This is a genomic window from Clostridium psychrophilum (genome assembly GCF_018861705.1).
GTDB lineage: Bacteria > Bacillota > Clostridia > Clostridiales > Clostridiaceae > Clostridium_AD > Clostridium_AD psychrophilum.
The window spans coordinates 63,389-87,769 of the sequence record NZ_JAHLEC010000002.1; the positions used below are offsets into that span (position 1 = coordinate 63,389).

The 24,381-nt window shown below is 29.4% G+C and carries 19 protein-coding genes; 17 read left to right on the forward strand and 2 right to left on the reverse strand.

Features of this window, described 5'->3' with window-relative positions:
* Positions 1–1,317: 1,317 nt before the first annotated feature.
* Positions 1,318–2,154: a nitrilase-related carbon-nitrogen hydrolase gene (locus KPL38_RS01190; protein WP_216285777.1), complete on the reverse strand. Its 837-nt coding sequence runs from the start codon at positions 2,152–2,154 to the stop codon at positions 1,318–1,320.
* 419 nt (positions 2,155–2,573) lie between these two features.
* Between KPL38_RS01190 and KPL38_RS01195 the strand changes: the two genes are divergently transcribed.
* From KPL38_RS01195 to KPL38_RS01270, 16 genes are all read left to right on the forward strand, one after another.
* Positions 2,574–3,410: a YihY/virulence factor BrkB family protein gene (locus KPL38_RS01195; RefSeq protein WP_216285779.1), complete on the forward strand. Its 837-nt coding sequence runs from the start codon at positions 2,574–2,576 to the stop codon at positions 3,408–3,410.
* Between the two features lie 293 nt (positions 3,411–3,703).
* Positions 3,704–4,447: a Fic family protein gene (locus KPL38_RS01200; protein ID WP_246577754.1), complete on the forward strand. Its 744-nt coding sequence runs from the start codon at positions 3,704–3,706 to the stop codon at positions 4,445–4,447.
* A 328-nt stretch (positions 4,448–4,775) separates the two neighbouring features.
* Positions 4,776–6,644, forward strand: a complete 1,869-nt coding sequence (locus tag KPL38_RS01205) for a polysaccharide biosynthesis protein (RefSeq protein ID WP_216285781.1) — start codon at positions 4,776–4,778, stop codon at positions 6,642–6,644.
* A 21-nt stretch (positions 6,645–6,665) separates the two neighbouring features.
* Positions 6,666–7,250: a sugar transferase gene (locus tag KPL38_RS01210; RefSeq protein WP_216285797.1), complete on the forward strand. Its 585-nt coding sequence runs from the start codon at positions 6,666–6,668 to the stop codon at positions 7,248–7,250.
* Positions 7,251–7,345: 95 nt separating this feature from the next.
* Positions 7,346–8,212: an NAD-dependent epimerase/dehydratase family protein gene (locus KPL38_RS01215; RefSeq protein ID WP_216285799.1), complete on the forward strand. Its 867-nt coding sequence runs from the start codon at positions 7,346–7,348 to the stop codon at positions 8,210–8,212.
* A gap of 45 nt (positions 8,213–8,257) precedes the next feature.
* Entirely contained in the window at positions 8,258–9,472 is a 1,215-nt protein-coding gene (locus tag KPL38_RS01220; protein WP_216285801.1) for a glycosyltransferase family 4 protein, read from the forward strand.
* 143 nt (positions 9,473–9,615) lie between these two features.
* On the forward strand, positions 9,616–10,632 hold the full coding sequence (locus tag KPL38_RS01225) for a polysaccharide biosynthesis protein (protein ID WP_216285804.1): 1,017 nt from the start codon (positions 9,616–9,618) through the stop codon (positions 10,630–10,632).
* Positions 10,633–10,810: 178 nt separating this feature from the next.
* Positions 10,811–11,920 (forward strand): capsular polysaccharide biosynthesis protein CapF, encoded by a 1,110-nt coding sequence (locus tag KPL38_RS01230; protein ID WP_216285806.1) that lies wholly within the window; start codon positions 10,811–10,813, stop codon positions 11,918–11,920.
* Positions 11,921–11,924: 4 nt separating this feature from the next.
* A complete protein-coding gene (gene wecB / locus KPL38_RS01235; protein ID WP_216285808.1) occupies positions 11,925–13,049 on the forward strand; it encodes a non-hydrolyzing UDP-N-acetylglucosamine 2-epimerase in 1,125 nt (374 codons plus the stop codon).
* The gene (locus tag KPL38_RS01240) at positions 13,049–14,191 is read left to right on the forward strand and encodes a glycosyltransferase family 4 protein (RefSeq protein ID WP_246577755.1); all 1,143 of its coding nucleotides are present in this window, start codon (positions 13,049–13,051) and stop codon (positions 14,189–14,191) included. Before wecB ends, KPL38_RS01240 begins: the two co-directional genes overlap by 1 nt.
* Position 14,192: 1 nt before the next feature.
* Entirely contained in the window at positions 14,193–15,533 is a 1,341-nt protein-coding gene (locus tag KPL38_RS01245; protein ID WP_216285810.1) for an O-antigen ligase family protein, read from the forward strand.
* A gap of 94 nt (positions 15,534–15,627) precedes the next feature.
* On the forward strand, positions 15,628–16,704 hold the full coding sequence (locus KPL38_RS01250; protein ID WP_216285812.1) for a CDP-glycerol glycerophosphotransferase family protein: 1,077 nt from the start codon (positions 15,628–15,630) through the stop codon (positions 16,702–16,704).
* A 13-nt stretch (positions 16,705–16,717) separates the two neighbouring features.
* On the forward strand, positions 16,718–17,428 hold the full coding sequence (ispD, locus tag KPL38_RS01255; RefSeq protein WP_216285814.1) for a 2-C-methyl-D-erythritol 4-phosphate cytidylyltransferase: 711 nt from the start codon (positions 16,718–16,720) through the stop codon (positions 17,426–17,428).
* Entirely contained in the window at positions 17,428–18,477 is a 1,050-nt protein-coding gene (locus KPL38_RS01260; RefSeq protein WP_216285816.1) for an alcohol dehydrogenase catalytic domain-containing protein, read from the forward strand. The genes ispD and KPL38_RS01260 overlap by 1 nt, the downstream gene beginning before the upstream one ends.
* 239 nt (positions 18,478–18,716) lie before the next feature.
* Positions 18,717–20,099: an oligosaccharide flippase family protein gene (locus KPL38_RS01265; protein ID WP_216285837.1), complete on the forward strand. Its 1,383-nt coding sequence runs from the start codon at positions 18,717–18,719 to the stop codon at positions 20,097–20,099.
* A gap of 127 nt (positions 20,100–20,226) precedes the next feature.
* On the forward strand, positions 20,227–21,480 hold the full coding sequence (locus KPL38_RS01270) for an O-antigen ligase family protein (protein ID WP_216285838.1): 1,254 nt from the start codon (positions 20,227–20,229) through the stop codon (positions 21,478–21,480).
* A gap of 84 nt (positions 21,481–21,564) precedes the next feature.
* Here KPL38_RS01270 and KPL38_RS01275 read toward each other — a convergent pair whose 3' ends face one another.
* Positions 21,565–22,464: a hypothetical protein gene (locus KPL38_RS01275; protein ID WP_216285841.1), complete on the reverse strand. Its 900-nt coding sequence runs from the start codon at positions 22,462–22,464 to the stop codon at positions 21,565–21,567.
* A 515-nt stretch (positions 22,465–22,979) separates the two neighbouring features.
* Here KPL38_RS01275 and KPL38_RS01280 point away from each other — a divergent pair.
* Positions 22,980–24,269 (forward strand): NAD(P)H-dependent oxidoreductase, encoded by a 1,290-nt coding sequence (locus tag KPL38_RS01280; protein WP_216285843.1) that lies wholly within the window; start codon positions 22,980–22,982, stop codon positions 24,267–24,269.
* The last annotated feature ends 112 nt before the right edge of the window (positions 24,270–24,381 follow it).

Genomic DNA, 24,381 nt, shown 5'->3' on the forward strand with positions numbered 1-24,381 from the left:
AGACTTGATTTTTTAAAAAACATGATAATTTAATTCACTTTTTACCATTGAAATTTGGGTATATAAGCAAAAATCATATTAATAGTAATTACAAGTTTATTGGTAAAATAAAGTGTTGTAAATTTAACAATTTTGTATTGAAATTTTAATATTCGCAGGTTATAATAAAGGTCGAGATTATCCTACAAAATAATATAAATTTTGCATATTAAACAAATAAGAGATAGTTTTATAAATATTGAAATAATAACGAATAAAAATAAGAAATGGTATTTCAGAATTAATTTGGTAATAAGTTAAGCCTGTGGATAACTTTTCTACAAAATAGAGTAAATTTTCATAAATATTGTATTATTATCATAATATGGTTTTTTTTAGTGAACAATTTGAAAAAGTTATCCTCTTTTAGTGGATAACTTTTTCGATTCTGTGGATAAATATTTAATTATCTGAAAATATATTATAATTGTGACTATTTTATACCTTCTGTATATTTCGAAATTTAACTTAAAACAACAAATTTCATTAAGAAACACAACTGTTTTACCTGCCTAAAAATCAGTTAATCTCAAAATATCTGTTATCACCCAGTTTTCCTACTCAAATCCCCGTGCAATATATGACAATTTAGCTTTTATAAAAGAAAAATATTAAAACGAAATTTCAACAACTTTGTCGTTTTTTATTAGAAGAATTTCATCAAAATATCGTATTAATTGTGAGTAATAACTCTCTAAATTAATGGCACGTAATACTCATATTTTATAGATGAAATTAGTAGATGAATGGCTAAAGAATCGTTCTTATTTCTTATTACATTGAAGGTTATTTTGGATAAAGGTTATAGGCTTAGCGAAATTTAAAAAAGCATCCTAGATTAACTATACTAGAACATTTCAAAGTGTTATGTATATTTATATTCAATATAATGATAGCCTTTTTATAAAAAACTCAAAGTGACCATTTATACATACAGTCATTGAAGTTGAAATCACGTAAGACAGTGACTTATGGTATAAAATGAGTCCTACAAAGTCTTAGCTTATGTAATGAAAAATTGTACGCAATAACTTAACATATAGTCATTGAAGGTGAAAGCATGCAGGATAGTGACAGATAGTATAAAACGAGTGTTACAAAATCTTAGTTTATGTAATGAAAAATTTACGTAAGCAACTCAGGAAGAGTTGCTAGCACTTCTGAGACAGGAGGTCGAATGAGTGCGTTAGTAATTTTTCATGAAGTAAACTTAGAGATTGTTAACAAATGTCTTACTATCTTAACGCCTACATGATGAACCTTCAATTAGGTGCTATCTTAGTACATGCTTCGATACAAATTTTCTTTTCTATCATCTTTAAGTCTAAATTTCTCCCTAATCTTAATTGCTTCATTATAATGTATATCAGCAATAACTAAACCTTCTTCATTATATAAGGTGCTTATTATATTACCAAGTGGATCTATAATCATTGAGTCACCACTGTAGTTTAATCCATTACCTAGACCAACTCGATTTACTCCAGCAATATAACATTGGTTTTCTATGGCTCTTGCTTTTAGTAGAGTAATCCAATGCTCACGGCGCTTACAAGGCCAATTAGCTGAAACAGTAATTAAAGTCGCAGTTTTTGAAGCTATTTGAAATATTTCTGGAAAGCGTAAATCGTAGCATATAAAAGGGGTTATAGTAAAACCAAAGGCATTGAAGGATTTGATTTCATTCCCACTTTTATAAAATTTAGTTTCATCACCAAAGGAGAAAGGATGAATTTTACTATAGTTTACAAGCTCTAAACCAGAGGGGGCACCCCCAACCACTAGAGGCACGACTAGAGGAACGATAGGCACACCCCCAGTGGTTGGGGGTGCCGTGACAGAGTACTTATTTTCAGAACACAAAGTTCCTTCTACATAACCAAAACCTATACAAATATTAAATTTATAACTCAACTCTTTGAAAAATTTTAAAGTTTCATTATTATTCTCTCCTATTAAAGAAGTATTCATAGAAAAGCCTGTTAAAGTCATTTCAGGGAAAAAGATCATATCTACTTTTTCATCTGCAGCTTGGTTAACAAATTTTATCACAGTTTCTTTATTTTTAGACTTATTTTCAAAAGCAATATCTAATTGAGCAAGTGCTAACTTCATATTATCAACTCCTTTTAACTAATAATATCTTACTATATTGCATATTATAACAGAGTGAATATAATGAGAGAGTATTATATTTATAATATATTCATCAAAATAGTACTTAAATATAAGGAGATATGAATTAAGCCTTCTATTATAGTGTTAGTATAAATTCGATATTAAAAAAAACTCTATAAATGAAAGTAGGTAGAAAAGTAAAAAAAAGTATATAATGAGTCTACAGAATATTTTCTCATGTAATAACTATAGAGTTTGTTTTTAAATAGTCTATTATTAAATAATTTATTATTAAATAATTTATTATTAAATAATTTATTATTAAATAATTTATTATTAGAACACCATATACACAAAGTCTTCGCGAGTTACTTAAGCTGGCATCTCAATGCAACTAGAGAAAGGGGAAAATTCATATGCTAAATTATGTGAAACAATATGTTTCAAGAGTTATGGATGATGATATTACTGCTTTGGCAGCTCAGCTTGCTTACTATTTGTTATTATCATTTTTCCCTTTTTTATTATTACTTCTTACCCTGCTTGGGTATAGTGACTTAAAAAATACAGATGTGCTAGTATATCTACACCAAGTAATGCCCAAAAGTGCCTTTGATTTGATTTATGCAATAATTTCTAGTGTGTCCAAAGCAAAAGCTGGACATTTATTATCAATAAGCATAATAGGTACAATACTCTCTGGGTCTAGTGGTTTCACATCTATAATAAAGGGATTAAACAAAGCATATGATGAGGAAGAAACAAGGCCTTATTGGAAAATAATTTTAATATCTATATTATTTATGGCAGGACTTGCGACTGCAATCATTGTTTCAGTAGCATTAGTAGTATTTGGACAAATGTTAGGTAGAACTATTGCATCACAATTTGATTTACCAAGCAATTTTATATTGAACTGGGATATTATAAGATACTTGGTAACGTTAATTGGAATGGGACTTACATTTGCAGCAATATATCATTTGACTCCTTGTAGAAAATTAACTTGGAGAGAGGTATTACCTGGAGCTATATTAAGTACCTTAGGATGGTTGGTATCCTCGTTAGGATTTGCATATTACGTAAATAATTATAATAACTACTCTGGTATATATGGAAGCATAGGAGGAGTAATAGTGATTATGGTGTGGCTATATATAACCTCCATAATAATATTACTAGGGGGAGAACTAAATGCCCTACTTACATTCCAAAGGGAAGGCAAAGTAAAACCAAAAGGTAAAAGGTATTAATGATATTTTAGAAGGAAAGTCTCCTACTTTTATAAGTGGGAGGATAACTATCCTAGCAAAAAGAAAACTTCGGTGGTAGTTTAAATCTCCTTCTGAAGTCGTTGCAGCTCCATAAAGGAGATGATCCATCTCTTTTAGAGAATTTTTTCTATTACTAAATTCACAATACTTTATGAAAACATAAACTATCTGTGTTTGTATGTATTATATAGAAAGTAATTTACAATAGAAACGAAAAAAAATTGAAAATAGAGGTTATTTTAATAAATAATAAGAAAGATAGGTGAATTATTATGAAGTTAACTAGAACGTTATTACTTGGTTTAAAAGAAGTACCAAACTCTTTTTATTACGCTTTAAGAATTGAATTTTTGTTTCATTCTAATAAATTAGAGGGCAGTACTTTTAATAGAGACGCATTAAATCAGTTAGCAGACAAAAATATAGTTTCTGGTATCCATACCTTAGATGATGTTATTGAAACTAGAAATTCTTTAGATGTTTTTGATTTTATAATTGAAACATTAGACGAGCCATTATCTTTACAGTTAATTAGAGAATATCATAAATTACTAAAAAATGGTACTTCTGATGATAAAAAGGGGTTTTCAGGTAGATTTAAAAGAATTCCTAATATGCTTAGTGGTTTAGACGAAATAAAATTAGCCCAGCCACATGAAGTTGAACCTTTATTGTTAGGACTTATTGATCTTTATAATACTAAAAAAGCTTCAACTATTAATTTGTATGAATTATCTTATTTCCATAGTAATTTTGAAAAAATCCATCCATTCCAAGATGGCAATGGTAGAATAGGGAGGTTTCTTTTACTCAAACAATGTCTAGAAAACAATATTGATTTAATAGCTATTGATGAGAAATACAATAAAGAATATAGGGATGCTCTATATGAATCTCAGTTAAATGGGAATTACGATAAACTTATTGAAATTTTCAAACGATGTCAAGATTATATAAAATCTAAAAAAGATATTATATTTTCAAGCAATGAGGCATTAAAAAACTTAAAACACTAAAAGCAGCACAAGTGTAATTGAGCTAAGATAAAACATGTAGGGGTACAATACTCTACGAATCTATAAACGACATATTTGTATGTAATTCATAGGAAGTGACTTGTAATAGGAAATGAAATTTCTCTTCTCAAACTCGTATTACAAGTCACGCACCAGAACTTATCAAATAGCAAAAAAAGTAATATTATAATATGAAGATATAAGTTTCATAAAAGATTAACACATATTTGAAGGTATTATGGTATACTAACTTGTACGGTGAAAACTATTTTTTACATATTAATTTATATTTATCATGGTTTCACAATTTTAATAAGAGGTGGATAATATGAAAGCTTTTGGACAATGGAAAAAACCATTATTAATTCTTTGCGATGCGGCACTGATTAACTTGGCATATATATTAGGTTTCTTTTTTAGATATAATTACAGAGATTTTATGTTCTATTCGACTAGTTATAAGGAGACCGCATTAATTGTAACAGTAATATACATAGCTTGTTTTTATCTGTTCAAACTATATGATAGTCTTTGGGGATATGCGAGTATAGATGAGTTTATGCTGGCTATTGGTGCGTGCCTTACTGCGAACGTAGCAACTATTATATTTGTTAGAATTATTGGGCGTGGGTTTGCCTTTGGCGTAAGCATAATAGCGTGTGCATTTAGTATTCTATTTATACTTGGTTTTAGAATGTCGTTTAGAATTTACGGTAGATTCGAAAGTATAATAAATAATTCTGATAAAAGTGATAAAAAACGAGTAATGATAGTTGGTGCTGGTGCAGCTGCAGCTATGGTAATAAAAGAAATGAAACTTAGCAATCAAAGTAAATATATGCCAGTTGCTGTAATTGATGATGAAGAATACAAAAAAGGCAACAATATAATGGGAGTAAAAATTCTTGGGGGTAGACAAGATATACCAGCGATTGTAAGAGAAAAAGGAATAGAAACAATACTTATAGCTATACCAACTATAGAAGATGAAGATAAAAAACAAATATTAGAAATATGTAAAATGACGCCCTGCAAGATAGAAATTATCCCAGGTATGTATGAAATACTTAATGGAAAAGTTTCATTAAGCCAAATTAGGAAAGTTGAAATTGAAGATTTATTAGGACGTAAACCAGTGGTACTTGATACGGAAGGTATAGCAAACTATATTAACGGTAAAGTAGTATTAGTAACAGGTGGTGGTGGTTCTATCGGTTCAGAATTGTGTCGTCAAATTATAAAATTTGAACCAAAGCAATTAATAATTTTTGACATATATGAAAATAACGCTTATAATCTACAAATTGAACTTAAGTACAAATATCCAAAATTAGATTTACAAGTGTTAATAGGATCAGTTAGAGATAAACAAAGACTTGATAATGTATTTGAAAAGTTTTCACCAGATATAGTTTTCCATGCAGCAGCACATAAACATGTTCCACTAATGGAAGAAAGTCCTATGGAAGCTATAAAAAACAATGTATTTGGTACTTTTAATGTAGCAAGTTGTGCAAATAAGTATAAGGCTGAGAGATTTGTTATGATATCTACAGATAAAGCAGTAAATCCAACAAATGTTATGGGAGCTACTAAGAGAATGTGTGAAATGATCATACAATCTATTGATAAAGTAAGTAAAACACGTTTTGTAGCAGTAAGATTTGGTAATGTACTTGGAAGTAATGGATCTGTAATACCATTATTCAAGGATCAAATAGCTCATGGTGGTCCAGTTACACTTACTAATAAATATATAACTAGGTTCTTTATGACTATACCTGAAGCAGCACAATTAGTATTGCAAGCAGGAGCATATGCCCAAGGTGGAGAAATATTCGTACTTGATATGGGTAAACCAGTTAAGATTTATGATTTAGCTTGGGATTTAATAAAACTTTCAGGGTTTGAACCAAACGTAGACATTAAAATAGAAGTTATTGGGTTAAGACCAGGTGAAAAGCTTTATGAAGAACTACTAATGAGTGAAGAAGGACTTATTAACACTAAACATGCGAAGATTTTTATAGGAAAACCAACATTTAGTGATTTAAGTGTAATGAAAGAGAAGATGGAAGATCTTAAGGTAATTATTAAGAAAAATGATCTGAAATTATTATATGAAAAAATAGAAGATATAGTGCCAACATACAATAAGAATCCAATACAAAAGGATGTTAGTTCTGAGGAGAAGTAATAAAAGATTAGGAGGGATGATATGGTGAGATTTTTAGATTTTATAATAAGTTTATGTATATTAGTCTTATTATCACCATTATTCTTAATTATAGGGATAATAATAAAGTTGAATTCAAAAGGACCAGTATTTTTTACCCAGATGAGAATAGGAAAAGATAATGAGTTATTTAAACTCTATAAATTTAGGACAATGAAGGTTGGAACTCCTAATGTAGCAACTGATAAACTTGATAATTCAGAAAGTTACGTAACGCTCAGTGGAAAGATTTTAAGAAAGTCTAGTCTTGATGAGCTCGCACAATTAATCAATACTCTAAAAGGAGATATGACTTTTGTGGGACCAAGACCTGCTTTATACAATCAATATGCACTTAAAGATATGAGAACAAAAGCTGGAGTTCATAAATTAACTCCAGGAGTTACTGGATGGGCTCAAATTAATGGTAGAGATGCTAATGATGATTCTGAAAAAACAGAATATGACGTTTATTATTTAAAGAATAAATCGTTTGTGCTTAATATAAAAATATTATTTTTAACGGTATTTAAAGTAATTAAAGCAGAAGGAATTCTAGATGATGGACATAAAAAAAAGGAAATCTAAGATGACAGAGGCTATTTTTTAGATGTGTGGTTTTCCAGAATACTAGTAGGCTAGAGCTACAAAGATGTTTCTGCTAAGAAGGAGACGATATCAAATTGAAAAAAATACTTATTACAGGAGCTAATAGTTATATAGGCACATCACTTGAAAAATGGTTAGAAAAATTCCCTGATGAATACTCGGTAGATACAGTAAATATGAGGGATAATCTATGGAAAGAAAAAGATTTTACAAAGTATGATGTTGTATTTCATGTTGCAGGCATAGCACACGTTTCATCAGATCCTAAGATGGAAGACATGTATTATAAAGTGAATCGCGATCTTACTATAGAGGCTGCTACTAAAGCCAAAAAAGCAGGAGTAGCACAGTTTATTTTTATGAGTAGTATAATTGTTTATGGTGATAGTAGTAACATAAACGAAAAAAAGGTTATAGACATAAACACAAAACCTAATCCAAGTAATTTTTATGGAAACAGTAAGCTTCAGGCAGAAGAAGGAATTAAACTTTTAGAGAGTGATAATTTTAAAATTGTTATTCTTAGACCACCTATGATTTATGGAAAGGGATCTAAAGGAAATTATCCAAGACTTGCAAAGCTCGCTCAGAAATTGCCTATGTTTCCTGACATTGATAATAGGAGAAGCATGCTTCATATAGATAATTTGTGTAATTTTATAAAACTTTTGATATCCAATGAAGAGAGTGGAATGTTTTTCCCACAAAATAGTGAATATGTTAAAACCTCAGAAATGGTGAAGTTGATTGCAGAGGCTCATGGAAAGAGAGTTAAATTAACTAAAGCATTCAATCCAATATTAAAACTTGTTGGACCAAAGGTAGCTACATATGGTAAGGTATTTGGAGATTTAGTTTATGATCAGAGCATGTCCACATATAAAGAAAATTATAGAGTTAGAGATCTTAAACAATCAATAGAAGTAACAGAATCAGTTTAAATTTATAGGAAAACTTATATAGAAATAAAAGGAGTGGATATTGAGTTGAAAAAGCATATTTTAGTTATAGCACAATATTTCTACCCTGAACAATTTCGTATAAATGATATTTGCAGCGAATGGGTTAAGCGAGGATATAAAGTAACAGTAATAACTGGAATACCTAATTACCCAAAGGGTAAATATTATAATGGGTATGGACTGTTTAAGAAGAGAAAAGAAATGTATAATGGTATTGAAGTAATCAGAATACCACTTGTGCCCAGAGGAAAAAATTCTATAATGCTTGCCTTAAACTATTTTTCTTTTGTTGTATCTGGATTTTTTTGGAAAATGATTACTAAAATAAAAGCAGACTATGTATTTATATTTGAAGTATCACCAATGACACAAGCCTTGCCTGGAGTATGGTATGCAAAAAAAGAAAATATACCATGCTATTTGTATGTTCAGGACCTTTGGCCTGAGAATGTTGAAATAATTACGGGTATAACCAATAAACGCATTATAGGTGCTATAGGCAAAATGGTTGATTACATATATAAAGGATGCACAAAGATTTTTACTACATCAAATAGTTTTGTAAAATCAATTAATACTCGTGGCGTGCCAATAGAAAAAATAGAATACTGGCCACAATATGCAGAAGATTTTTATAAGCATTTAGAAAAAACAAATATTGAAGAAATTCCAAATGATGATTTCTTTAACATAACTTTCGCAGGCAATATCGGTAATGCGCAGGGCTTAGATATATTGCCGAAAGCGGCAACAATCATTAAAGAAAATGAACATAGTAAAAAGATTAGATTTAATATTATTGGTGATGGTAGATATAAAGAATCGTTTATTAAGCTTGTAAATGAAAGTAACCTAAGTGATATGTTTAATTTCATTGATAAACAAAGTCCAATTCGAATACCAAATTTTATGGCAGCAAGCGATGCGGCATTTGTATGCTTAACAGGTGGTCCACTGTTTTCAATGACAATCCCTGCAAAACTTCAATCATACATGGCTTGTGGTTTGCCTATTATTGCTTCAGCTAATGGTGAGACAGATAAAATAATTAAAGAATCAGATTCAGGCCTTTGTAGCCCAGCAGGTGATGAAAAGATACTTGCTGATATGATAATTGAATTATCTAATGAGTCACCAGAGAGATTAACTGAGCTTGGAATAAACGCAAGAAGTTATTATGATGATAATTTTAATAAGCAAGAATTGTTAAACAAAATTGATAAATACTTTGAAAGATGACATTGATGAGCATTTTGATATATAATAACTTGATGACAAATACATAATAACATGTTAACAACTATATAATATCATGTTAAAAAACCAGAAAAGCAAGTTGGTAAATACAAATAGATAATAATTTAATATCGGAGGAGATACATATGTTTAAAGGTAAAACATTAATGATTACAGGAGGAACAGGTTCTTTTGGAAACGCTGTACTTAGAAGATTTTTAGATACAGATATAGCAGAGATCCGTATATTCTCAAGAGATGAAAAAAAACAAGATGATATGAGAAAGTTATATAAAAATGATAAAATTAAATTCTATATTGGTGATGTACGTGATATATCTTCAGTAAAAAATGCTATGCATGGCGTAGATTACATATTCCACGCAGCTGCATTAAAACAGGTTCCATCTTGTGAATTTTTCCCTCTAGAGGCTGTAAAAACTAATGTATTAGGAGCAGATAATGTACTTACAGCAGCAATTGAATATGGAGTTAAAAAAGTAATATGCCTATCAACAGACAAGGCAGCATATCCAATAAATGCTATGGGAATTTCAAAAGCTATGATGGAAAAAGTATTTGTAGCTAAATCTAAAACAGTATCACCAGATAAAACACTTATTTGTGGTACTAGATACGGAAATGTTATGGCATCACGTGGATCAGTAATTCCACTATTTATAGATCAGATAAAAAATGGCGAAAGTTTAACTGTAACAGACCCTAATATGACTAGATTCCTTATGAGTCTTACAGAAGCTGTAGAACTTGTAATATTTGCGTTTAAAAATGGTAAAGCGGGAGACATAATGGTGCAAAAATCCGCATCATCAACAATACGAGATTTAGCGCAAGCAGTAAGTGAATTGTTTGGTTCTAAGAAAGAAGTTAAAATAATAGGTACACGTCACGGAGAAAAGGTTTATGAAACACTTCTTACTAAAGAGGAATATGTAGTTGCAGAGGACATGGGAGGATTTTTCAGGGTTCCAGCAGATAAAAGAGATTTAAACTACGATAAATATTTCAGTGAAGGCAATCCTAAACTTTCTAAAGAAGAAGAATATAATTCTAAAAATACTAACATTTTAAATGTAGAACAAATTAAAGCTAAATTACTTGAACTTGATTATGTTCAAGAAGAATTAAAAAATATGAAATAAATAAATTTAAAGAATAAAGATAAAAATGGAAAGTAATAAGTTAATATATGAATGGAGTTAGTATTACAATGTTATACTAACTTCATTAAATATTATAAAGGTGTTAATAAATATAAAAGTGAAACAAAAATATTATAAAGAATAACTTTAATAAAATAATTGAAATGTGAGGAAAAAAATGAAGATACTTGTTACGGGAGCAAAAGGATTCGTAGGAAAAAATCTTATAGCACAACTTCAAAATAAAGGTTATACAGATATATTTCAATATGATATAAATTCTGATAAGTCACTTTTAGAAAAGTATACTAAAGAATGTGAGTTTGTTTTTCATCTTGCCGGTGTTAATCGCCCAAAGGATGATAGTGAATTTATGAAAGGTAATTTTGGATTTACATCAGAGCTACTTGGACTTCTTAAAAAAAATAATAATAAAGCACCTGTACTAATAACATCATCCATACAGGCAAAAAAAGATAATCCTTATGGCATTAGTAAAAAGGCAGGAGAAGATTTATTATTTGATTATAATAAAGAAACAGGAGCTAAGGTATTAGTCTATAGATTCGCGAATCTTTTTGGTAAGTGGAGTAGACCTAATTATAATACTGTAGTAGCAACATTTTGCTATAATATTGCAAATGACTTAGATATACAGATATCAAATCCAGATGTCGAGTTAGAGCTTTGTTACATAGATGATGTATTAGATGAGTTTTCTCGTGCAATAAAAGGTAGTGAAACTAAAAACGGCAAGTATTGCTGTGTGCCTGTTGTACATAATATTAAATTGGGAGATCTTGCAGAGACTATAAGAAGTTTTAAAAAGAGCAGATCCGATTTAAGTATACCAAATATGGGAAATGAACTTACTAAAAAGCTTTATAGTACTTACTTAAGTTTTTTACCACAAGATAAGTTTTCATATGATTTAAAAATGAACAAAGACAATAGAGGATCGTTTACTGAATTTATTAGAACTGTTGCAAGTGGACAAGTTTCCGTAAATGTTTCCAAACCTGGTATTACAAAAGGAAATCATTGGCATCATACTAAAAATGAAAAATTTGTAGTAGTTAGCGGTGAGGGCCTTATTAGATTTAGAAATATAGGGACAGATAAAATAATTGAATATAAAGTTAGTGGAGAAAAAATGGAAGTAGTAGATATTCCTACAGGTTACACTCATTCTATCGTAAATATTGGTGAGAACGATTTAGTAACTATAATGTGGGTTAATGAATGCTTTGATCCAGAAAAACCAGACACATTTTATTTGGAGGTATAAATATATGAAAAAACTTAAGGTAATGACAATACTAGGAACAAGACCTGAGATAATAAGACTATCTGAAGTTATAAAAGCTTGCGACAAGTATTTTGATAATATTCTTGTACATACAGGACAAAATTGGGATTACACACTTAATGATGTGTTTTTTAAAGAACTAGAACTTAGAGCACCAAATTATTTCTTAGGAGTTGTAGGAGAAAATCTTGGTGAAACTATGGGAAACATAATATCTGAAAGTTATAAGATGTTAGTTAAGGAAAAACCAGATGCACTTCTTATACTTGGAGATACAAATAGTTGTTTAAGCGTTATTGCTGCTAAAAGATTAAAAATACCAGTATTCCATATGGAAGCAGGAAATAGATGTTTTGATCAAAATGTACCTGAGGAAATAAACAGGAAGATAGTAGATGTAACTAGTGATGTCAATATGGCATATACAGAACATGCAAGAAGATATTTGTTATCAGAAGGAATGAGAAAGGAATATACTTTTGTTACTGGATCACCACTACCAGAAGTTTTCCACAAATATATAGGTAAAATTGATGAAAGTGACGTACTAACGAAATTAGGGCTTGTTAAGAACAAGTATATTTTAGTTAGTGCTCATAGAGAAGAAAATATAGATAATGATGAAAACTTTAAAAGCATAACTGATGCTCTAAACACTATAGCTGAGACTTATGATATGCCAGTTATCTATTCAACTCATCCAAGAAGCTGGAAAAAGATAGAAGAAAAAGGGATAAAATTTCATAAAAATATAAGACAATTAAAACCATTTGGTTTTTATGATTATAATAAACTTCAAAAAGATTCTTTCTGTGTATTATCAGATAGTGGATCTCTTGCTGAAGAATCAAATATTATGGAATTTGCAGGAGTTTCAATAAGAACAAGTACAGAAAGGCCAGAAGCAATAGATAAAGGTTCAATAATACTTGGTGGAATTACAGCAGATAGTATAACTCAAGCTATTGAAATAATTACTACTCAAAAATCATTAGGAGAAAAAACTGTTAAAGCTCATGATTATACAGATATTAACGTTGCGATAAAGGTTGTTAATATTATTCAAGGATATACAAGTATAATTAACAAGTTTATATGGAGAAAGTAATGAATACTCAGGGAAAGAAAATGAAAATTTTAATGATTGGACCATTTCCAGACCCTATAACAGGTATGTCTGTATCTAATCAAATGCTTTTAGCTGGTTTAAAAGAAAATGGGCATGAAGTTGAATTTATAGATAGCAATGCAGAAAAAACTTTTACAAGCCTTGCAGCGCAAGGTAAGTTTAGTTTAAAAAAAGTTATGAATAGTATTAGACCTATAATTATTGGTTGTTATAAAATATTATTTGAAAAATTTGATATAGTATATGTTACAGCTGCGCAAAGTTATTTGGGGTTTCTAAAGTATACTCCATTTATAAATGTTGCTAAATTCAAAAAAATTAAATGTTTTCTTCATTTTCATGGTGGATTTGTTCGGATTATGTATGACTCAGTAGATGCAAGAAAACAAGAAAGATTAAGGTCATATTTTAATAAGAGCACGGGGATTATAGTTCTAGGGAATTCATTGACTAAAATGTTTGATGGGATATTAGGCAAAAGCAAAGTTTTTGTTTGCGAGAATGGTGTTCAGGACGAATATATGTTAAATGAAGAAGATTTTAATAAGAAATTAACTAGTAATGAAAATATAGAAGAATTACAGATATTATATCTAAGCAACTTAATGCTTAGTAAAGGTATTTTGGATTTATTAAAAGCTTGCATAGAACTTAAAAAAGAAAATTATAAATTCCACCTAAACTTAGCTGGTGGGATAGAGCAGGAAATAGTTGATACAGTTAATTTAATGATTAAAGAACTTGGAGATAGCGTTACTTATCATGGACTTGTTAAGGGTGACAAGAAGGCAACTCTACTTAAAAATAATCATGTGTTCTGCTTGCCAACATATTATCCAAATGAAGGTCAACCTATTTCTATATTAGAAGCAATGGGAAATGGACTAGCTATTATTACTACCAATCAAGGTGGAATAATAGATATATTTAAGGATGATGAAAATGGAGCTTTATGCATTAAAAAAGATCCGAATTCAATATGTGAAGCTATAAAGAAATGTAATCAAAATTATACTAAATATGCTAAGAAAAATTATTATGAATGTTTAGCTAAGTATAATAGAAAAGAGTTTGTATGTAGAATAGAGAACATAATTTTAAAGCAACAAAGGAGAACATAGGATGAATTTTAATTTAGCTTTTCACAAAAAGTTTTGGGTTGTCGAGGTTATCTGTTTATTAATAATTGGTACTGTAGTACTGTTTCCAGTGTCATCTGTAAACATTGCATTATCAGAAATAATTGCTATAGTTTTGTTTGTACATATGTTTATTTATCGTGGATTACTTAAACATGAGTATGCTTTTCCCGAATTTTCAAAAAAGGTATTTTGGGCATTGTTTGCATTTGGTATATATTTCATTATACTTTTTGGAGCACGTTTTATGTTACATCTATCCTTTGCAGCTATAACATGGCCAATAAGATCATTAATACTTGGTTCAATAGTATTTTTCTTGATGGACGAATATAAACCTAAAATAAATTCTTTATTATGTGGGATACTATTTATTTATACTGCATTAAATTTAATGGAATTAGTGGATTGTCTTAGATTTTCAGATATTAGAAAACTTAAATTTTTAGACAATATAAATATATATATGTATGTTTGTATCATGTTTATGACCTTTACAGTATGGGCAATAAAAGAAAGTAAGGCTAAAAGATTACCTTCATGGATAACGCCTGTAGCATATGTAAATATGGGAATAAGTATGGTTTTTGCATTCCTTTCAGGAGGACGAATGGGATGGGTAGTTATGGGAGGCGTTCTTGTAGCTTCGTTTCTATTAGTATTCGGACTTAGTTGGTATTCATGGAAGAAAATCATATTATTTATGTTAGCATGTGTTTTGGTTACTATACTTTCTGCGTCAGTAAACTTTATGAGATCACGTAGTAATGTATACAGATCATTTTCTCCTATTGTAAGTAGGATTCCTGGACTCAAGCAACCACCAGCTGATATTGATGATGGAGATGAAGTCCAAGCAAATGGTGAGGCCAGTGATAAAATTCGTGGGTTATTCTGGGCAAAGGCATGGACTGCAATAAAAAAAGATCCAATACTTGGAGCTGGTACATTTGCTGTAGCCTATAAGGAAGTAGTTCCAGTAACGCAAAAATCAACTGGAAAACAAATACTTGTTGAAAAACCATCACCACGTCCTGCACATAACTTTATTCTTGAAACTTGGATGGGATGGGGACTTGGAGGATTAATATTATACCTAGCAGCTTTATTTTCAGCTTGCTTTTATATATTAAAGAAATTTGATGATATTCCAATAGCATTGCGTATATGTTGCATTCTTCCTATTGTGGTAGCAGTAGTTGTAAGCTTGTTACAGTCATTTATACTTTTAAATTTCCAAGCTGCATATATTGTTTGGTTTTGCCTTGGTTTTGCATCAGTGGCAGAGCATTACTATAAGTATGGAGAAGTTAGAGATTTTTAATTAACGTAAGATTTATAACGTTATAAAAGTATAAAGTGTAGCTACGAAAGTCATAAAAGCATAGTAGCTGGTAATTAATAAGGGGAGGATAACTTTGAAAAAGAGAATTTTATTGACATCTCAGACTGAAGACAACATAAAAGCATTATATAATTATTATGAAAAAAATTTAAAAGATGATAGAACTGATATTGTAGTAGAATACAGCAGTTTTTATAAATATAACAAACTTCTACATACTATTATAAGAGGAAGTCAGATGTTAAAGAATTATTCTGTTGTTGTTTCAGATTATACAACAAGCGTATTTTGGAAAGCCAAAGATGGTGTTTTCATGAGCCATGGATATGGAACTAAAAGCACTCCAGGGAATAATGAACTTAACACTAAAGTAACTATGGATATCTATAAGGGTATTAGAACTAAAATAAAAAATGTTGTAACACTCTCAGAAAGAGATAGCACTTATTTCTTAAGGTCAGAGGAACTTGATAAATGTGCTCTTCCAAATTATATGCCATTAGGATTACCAAGGAATGACATGTTGTTTGATAAAGAATATATTAGTGCATGTAGAAACAAATTTGATTCAAAATATAACACATTAGGTAAAAAGATTTTATTATTTTGTCCAACTTGGAGAGGGTATAAAATAGATAAAGAATTCCCAATTACTGAAAAGGACTGGATGAAGTTCGATAAGTTTATGGGAGAAAATAACTGGAAAATGATTTATCGCCCTCACTACTTAGAGAGGTTACTTGATGATAAAATATTCGCTAATATGAAGAACATTGTAACAATAGATTTTAATGAAGAAATGTCTACTCAAAGCGTACTCGCGGTGTCTGATATGGTACTTACAGATTATAGCTCGATTTACGTGGATTATTTAGTATTAAATAGACCAATTTGTTTTTTACCATACGATGTAGTTCAGTATGATAAAGAGCGAGGTCTTGCTATAGATTTTAAAAAAGAAATAGATACTCCTGGGCCTAAACTAAAGGGCATCGATGATTTAATAAATTATGTAAAAGATGTCTCTTTGGAAGATGACAAATTTATGGAAATTAGAAAAGCTGCACAAAAGAACTTTTATCATTACTTGGATGGAGATAGTTGCAAAAGAGTGTGGAATTTAATATTAAATCTTGCAGATAAAAAATAGGAGGTAGATATTAATGAATATAGCTATAATACTTGCTGGTGGAAAAGGTACTAGAATGGGAATGGTTGATCAACCCAAGCAGTTTATTGATATATATGGTAAACCAATAGTTGTGCATACAATTGAGGCATTTGATATACATGAGCAAATAGATGCAATAGCAGTGGTTTGCCTTAAAGAATGGCATGAGGACATAAAAATATGGACTAGAAAGTTCGAACTAAATAAAATAAAATGGATAGTAGACGGTGGAGCAACAAGACAGGAATCAGTTCTAAGTGGCCTAAAAGCAATTGAGAAAGATGTATCTCCAGATGACATTGTAGTTATTCATGAGGCTGCAAGACCACTAATTTCTCATAGAATAATATCTGACAATATTGAAGGAGCAAAGGAATACGGCGCTGTAGATACTGTTATAAAAGCATCTGATACTATAATTAAAAGTTTGGATGACAAAACTATATCATCTATCCCTGTTAGAAAAGAGTTATATATAGGTCAAACTCCTCAAAGTTTTGTATACTCAACCATATATAATGCGCATAAAAATGTAGCCAATTCAGAACTTCAAGATTCTACTGATGACTGTAGGTTAATATTGAATTGTGGTCAAAAAGTTCACTTAGTAAATGGAGATAAACTAAACATTAAAATCACTACACTCGAAGATTTACTTCTGCTAAAATCTATAATAAAAATGAGTAAATTGGAGACTATATAATGTTTACGAGAGGATTTAAAATAGTCCAGTCCAGGAGATTTGAAATTTATATAGGTGATTTTGAAGTAAATACTGGGGAAGCTGTGGTGAGAATAGAAACAGCCGCTGTTTGTAAAGCTGATTTAAGGTATTACCTTGGAAGTCGTGACGCACGGACATTAAACTTAAAATATCCTATAAATCTTATACATGAGGCTATAGGTATTGTTGTTAATGACCCTACTAATTCTTTTAAAAAGGGAGATAAAGTTGCATTAGTTCCTAATATTATGATAGATAAAGATAAACAAGATGAGTTTGATATTGCTTTATCGAAAAATCCAAGGCTTGGTGAAAATTACTCCCCTAAAGCGTTATTTGCATCGAGTAGTTATAATGGATTTTCAAAGGATTATATATCATATCCAGCTCGTAATCTTGTAAAAATAGTAAATGACATTGATTCTAATATTGCGGTTTTTTCTGAGCTTATATCGGTAGCAAGTTCACAAATTCGTAGAACAATATTAAAGGACAATGATGTTATAGGTATTTGGGGTGATGGCATTCTTGGATATATATTATACTGTGTACTTAAACAGGTACATAAGGGCCCTATTATAGTTATAGGACATAGCAAAGAGAAATTAGATAAATATGAAGGTGTACAAACTTATCTTTCAAATGATCCAATTATTAAGGAAAGTAAAATTAATGTTGCATTTGAATGTATAGGTGGAGTGGCAGCTGAAGGTGGAATTGACGAGATTATTAGCAGTATACTTCCAGGGTCTAAATTAGTTCTTGCAGGTGTATCTGAAAATCCTGTAAAGATAAATACACGTAAGATACTTGAAAAAGGTTTAGAGCTTTATGGAGTTACAAGAAGCAACGTAAAAGATTTTGAGTTTGCAGCAAAGCTTCTTAAAAAACCAGATTTTAGAGCAGATATATCAAAACTTGTTTTAGATGCAACACCTATTTATGATATTAAAGATTATTATAGAGTGTTTGAGGCAGAAGCTGAAAGCCATGCACTTGGCAAACATATTATGAATTTCAAATTTTAACGACATTTCAGAAGGAAAGTCTCCTACTTCTATAAGTGGGAGAATAACTACCCTAGCAAAATAAAACTTTAGTGGAGTTTAAATATCCTTCTGAAGTCGTTGCAGCTCCATAAAGGAGATGATGCATCTCTATAAGAGATGTTACAGCGACCCAGGAGATGAATTAATGTTAAGTTGAGATTGGATTAAACAAGATTAGATTAGTGGATATTAAATTAAATGAAATTAGAGGAAATTATATGAATATAAAAAAATCATTAAGAGTAATACTTGTAGAATGTTTTGGCATATTGATTGGTATACTTAGCGGACTTGTAATACCAAAGGTCTTTGATATACAATCTTATGCTTATCTAAAAACATTTACTTTATATATCTCATATGCAGGGATGATGCATTTTGGATTCTCAGATGGAATGTATTTAATACTTGGTGGTAAAGATATAGATGATATAAAAAAAGAGAAAATAAAGGGCTATTTTTATGTTATGTTAAAAATAGTAACAGTTGTAGTAGTAGTACTATTTATTGTCTCATTTTTTATTAAAGATATAGCGTTTACTTACTTTGTATATTATATAATGCCATGGCAGATTGTGTTATTTATTTCGTTATTATATAGAGCTACAGGTGAATTTAACAAATATGTAGTAGTAAGAATAGCACAGAATATAGTAAATCTAGCATCTATTCTTGTAGTTATATTACTTATAAGATCACCAGTTTTATATATGAAGATTCAAGTTATTGGGAATTTACTTATAGCGCTAGTTAGTGGAGCTTTGATTATTTTTTCAACAAAAAAATCAGAAAAAATAGAACGCTCAGAAATAAAATCTATAACAAGTATGGGTTTTACTATAATGATAGCGAACGCTGTAAGTCTTCTATTTGTTACATTGGATAGATGGTTTGTTAAAATAAAGTTTACAGTTAATGATTTCGCATATTATTCTTTTGCGGTATCAATGTTAAGTTTGTTTTTAGTATTAATAAACTCAGTCACGGTTCTATTTTACCCTTATCTTGCAAGAAATAAGGGAGACGATACGGTTGTCTCAAAGGTTAAAAAATATATCATATTAATATGCAGTTTTGCACCTGGTGGTTATTTTGTGTTGGAATTCATCGTGAAAAACTTCCTACCAGGATATGTACCATCATTGGAAGTACTAGGAATATTAATAATAGGTATACCATTTATTACTTTAACAAGTGTTTTATATGCAAATCTTTACAAAGTGGGTATGCGAGGCAGAGAGTATCTAATTGTTGCTTGTAAGATGGTAGCATTAGCATTTGTGTTAAACGTATTTGTATCATATGTATTAAAACAAGCTGTGTTAATTGCATATTGTACTGACATTACCTTATTTGTATGGTATGTATATTCCTCAAAAGATTTTACCGGACTTAAAATACACAAAAATGAGATATTTCATTTTATAGTATATGTTATCTGCTATGAGCTTATTAGAATAATTCCTGTACCATCACTAATTAAAGCGTTTATTTTTATAATTAGTATGGCGATTTTGGAATATATTTTCTTTAATGAAGATGTAAAAGAGAGCTTTTTAATGATTAAGAATAGAAAGAATGTAAAGAATACAAAAGAGTAGTTCAATAGAATTAAATAGTAATTAAATAAGATTGAATAGTAATTAAGTTTATCGGATTACTATTCAATTTTTAAAATAAACATAAAATCATTAGAACGATTTTGTATTGAAAAAGAGGTGGGGGGAAATGAATTTTTATGGAAAAATTTCATTTTTATTAATATGTGCTTATATCATGTTATTACCTTTAATTCCACAAGAAGTTGTATTTAAGGGGGTAGCAGTTACTGATTTTATTTTGGCATTAATAGTTTTTCTATATGTTATAAATTTATTAGTTTCAAAAATCAGTATAGAAAATTTTAAAGATGGTATCATAGACTTTTTTACGGATAAATTAAGTATATTTATTACGCTATTACTTGGCATAATGCTTTTATCTACTATTTATGCGAAAAATAAAGGATTAGCATTAAGTGAAAGTGCAAGATTTATAACTTATGTGTTTTTGTATTTTGTTATAAAATATGAGTTTAATAGCAAAAAACAAATAAAAACTTTATTAAAATGTTATATATCTGTTTCCTTTATTTTGTGTTGTATTGGAATTTTGCAGTATTTCACAGGCTTTGCATTGAATGAAACATTTAGAAGAGCATATACTAGTGGAGTAATTACAAGGATAACATCAACATTTGCAAACCCAAATGCTTTTGGTGCATATTTAATCTTAATAATTTTCCCATTGATTATGTTAAGCATTTATGAAAAGAATAAGACTAAAAAAATAATGTATATATTATTATCAATGTTAGTAATTATTAATATGGTAATGACTTTTTCTAGGAATGCAATACTAGGTCTTGGAATAGGATTATTAGTGCTTACTCTAATTTATAGTATTAAGTGGATTTTCGCTTTAGGAGGTCTTGCTATATTACTTTCCTTCATACCGTCTGTTTCTCAAAGAATTTTAGGTACATTTGATTTACATCAAAATGAATTAAGAATTAAACTTTGGAAAACAGCATTATATATGATAAAGGATCATCCAATTTTAGGTGTTGGTAATGGAAATTTTGTCACTAGATATAATGAATATATAACCAAGTATAGTGAATTAAAATATTATGGATACAGGAACTATCCAAATCATAATTCATATTTAAAATTAGAAAGTGAGTTAGGCATATTAGGAATAGCCTCTTTCATCGGAATTATAATAACGGTTTTATTTAGAATTAAGAAACTGTATAGTACAACTAAAGATAAGTTTTATATACCATTTTATACTGGTATAATGGCAAGTATGATTGTTTTCTTACTTATGAATTTATCTGACAATTTATTGTTTCTGCCTAAAGTAACAACCTATTTTTGGTTTATAATCGCTACTACAGAAGCAGCATTAGGTAAGTCTTATAAGTCGGCTAAACAATAAATATTTTATGAATTAAAAGCGCGAGTTAGCAAACTGGTATCAGTTTGTTAACCCGCGTTTTTTTATGTGTTTAATATTTTTAATTTAAAAACCATCATATAAAATGTTTATAGTATCATCTTTAATACAACCATTAGTTTTATGGTTGTTAATATACTTTTGCTTTTTTTGTATATTGATATAATTCTGAGTTTCTTTTTCTGTATAATTTGTAACAAGTAGCATTAAGCCACCCTCAAGTTTTATATTTTTTGCATTAGCAGTAACAACACCATTTACTATTCCTAGCATTCTGTGGTATCCATCAATATTATCTGCGTAAGCATCTTTTATAAAAGAAAGTTTTATTTCTAGATTTTTAGTTATCTGGTTGTAAATAATATTATCAGAATTAAATTTTGATTTTCTTATATTTAAAGTAATCATACTGGGGGGGAGTTCATCTATCTCAACCAATTTAGATATATCATCTATGGATTCATAATTCACATTTTCCTGCTTTATATTTTTATTCTTAAACTTTGTACGGTTGACGTTCATCTGTATTTCAGAATTGTAAGTAATTAAGGAATTTGTACTAAATTTATAAATGTCATAAAAGCTTATAAATGGACAAAAATAATATGTTTTACCTTTTATTATTTTTCCCTCAATATTGTGCAGTATTATTTCATTAGTTTCAATTGCAAAATCATTTTTATTAATATAATTAATTAGTCCTAGTATTTCATCGTTTGTATAGTACTTTTCTAAATCTATTAGAGCATCTTTTGTTGCTTTATATAATCCCATACACCATATACCTAGTTCTATTTCTAATAAACTATCAAAAAACTTTTCCTTGTTAAAGATCAACAAGACAGTTCTAACTGGCATTTTCTTTTGTACATATAATTCTTGTATACAATTTTTTACTTTTTCATTTGTACTATATTTGTCTATTATTTGGGTCAGATTATTGATTAATTTTTGCTTGTTTTTCATAACTTTCACCTCATGATTTATTTAATCTTTTTATTTAAACTAACAACAGACTTGTAAGTACATCTAATAACTATATTACATATTAAAACTATTTATATAAACACGGATTAAAATTTTGATATGTCATATTTTGAAAATCATAAGATAGTAAAAATATCTTATGATTATATATTCTAACAATGAAAGATATAGAAGTAAAGAAGTTTCGCTATATAGAAACGATTACTTGTACTCTATTAATATACCATAGAATAACTGAAATAAAAATAATTCTATTTAATAATTCTAAATATTGCAAATATATTATTTAAATGCATTGACAAAGTCAATCTAAATGGTTACTATTAAATTGAACAAAAGTATTGTAATTGAACAAACGTAAAAGTAATCAACAACAAGTTACAAATCAAATTATACTAATAGTATTTTTGTTCAATATAAGAAAACGTACACACTTGATTCATAGGTATAATCTTAGAAGTCAATAAAAATAATAAAATAGGAGATGTTGAGTTATGTTGGGATTAAATTATAAATTAAGAGAATTAGAGGAAAAGGGTAAGAGAATTAATATCAGTGTTGTTGGAGCAGGACAAATGGGTAAAGGTATGGTTAGCCAAATTATGTTGATGAAAGGTGTAACTCCATCTGCTGTTGTAGATATTAATCTTGAAAGTGCAAAAGATGCATATTTAAGCGCTGGAGTTAGTGAAGACAACATAGCAGTAGCAAATTCAGTTGCTGAGGCTAATAAGTACATGGAACAAGGTAAATTTATTGTTACTCAAGATTCTGAGATTGCTTCAAAATGTAATTTGGTTGATGTTGCTATAGATGCTACAGGAGTTCCAGAAGTAGGAGCAAAAGTAGCTATAGATGCTATTAATAATAAAAAACATATTGTTATGCTTAATGTTGAAACTGACGTTTGCATAGGACCCATATTAAAAAAACTTGCAGATAATGCTGGAGTAGTTTACACAGGATCAGCAGGAGATGAACCTGGCGCAGTAAAAGAATTATATGATTTCGCTGATTCCATGGGATTTGACGTTAATGTAGTTGGAAAAGGAAAAAATAATAAACTAGATTTTGATTGTAATCCTGATACTGTTAAGGAAGAAGCAATTAGAAGAGGAGTTAGTCCTCATATGTTAACATCATTTAAAGATGGTACTAAGACAATGGTAGAATTAACTTGTATGTCAAATGCCACTGGTTATCTTCCAGATATTAGAGGATCACATGGTGCTTCAGCAGTAGTAAAAGACTTGCCAGAACTTTTCAGATTAAAATCAGAAGGTGGAATTTTAACTAGGAATAAAACAGTAGAATTTGTAAATGGAGTAGCACCAGGAGTATTCGTAATAGTATCAAGTAAATTACCTGCAGTAAGAGCAGAAATGGAATATTTAAGTATGGGTAAAGGACCTAATTATGTACTCTACAGACCATATCATTTATGTAGTCTTGAAACTCCATTATCAGCTGTAAGATGTGTTCTTGATCAACAATCAACAATAGTACCTATAGGTGGACCAGTTTCAGAAGTAATTACATTAGCTAAAATAGATCTAAAAGCTGGACAAACTCTAGATGGTATTGGTGGATATACAGTATACGGAACTATTGAAAGTGCAAAAATAGCGAAAGAAATAAATGCAGTTCCATTAGGACTTATTAACAGAAAAACTCTTTTAAAAGTTAATGTTAAAAAGGGCGAAGTTATTACTTACGATATGATTGATCTTGATGGTTCATCATTAGTTGTACAACTTAGAGCATTACAAGATAGATTTTTTTAACATAAAACAAAAAAGTAATTATTTAAAAAAATAAGAAATTAGTTGATATGGTAAATTCATCATTTCTATATAATAGAAATGATGAATATTTAATCCTTGATAAGAATGATTT